The organism is Gilvimarinus gilvus (assembly GCF_030518155.1).
Classification (GTDB): Bacteria; Pseudomonadota; Gammaproteobacteria; order Pseudomonadales; family Cellvibrionaceae; genus Gilvimarinus; species Gilvimarinus gilvus.
The window spans coordinates 1-288 of record NZ_JAULRU010000442.1; the positions used below are offsets into that span (position 1 = coordinate 1).

The following is a 288-nucleotide window of genomic DNA, read 5'->3' on the forward strand; positions in this document are numbered from 1 at the left end:
CTCAATACGTAGAGGGCGAGCCATAAAGTCACCAAATTAATCAGAACACCCCTTCCAACCTAGCACACTTCACCAGCGTGTCAAGTGTAAGGCCTGACCCCTTTAGCTAAAGTAGCTAAAGTAGCTAAAGTAGCTAAAGTAGCTAAAGTAGCTAAAGTAGCTAAAGTAGCTAAAGTAGCTAAAGTGATGTATAGTGATGTATTGCCATTATTTGCGGCTACTTCGAACCTCAAGCGTCGAAAATTGCGAATACCTTCCCAATCACCTTCTTCATCATAGAGGGGGGTT

The 288-nt window shown here is 42.7% G+C and carries 1 protein-coding gene; it reads right to left on the reverse strand.

What is annotated here, in order from left to right; all coding sequences use genetic code 11:
- Positions 1-80: 80 nt before the first annotated feature.
- On the reverse strand, positions 81-288 hold a 208-nt coding region (locus QWI17_RS08785; RefSeq protein WP_302722147.1), incomplete at its 5' end, for a hypothetical protein.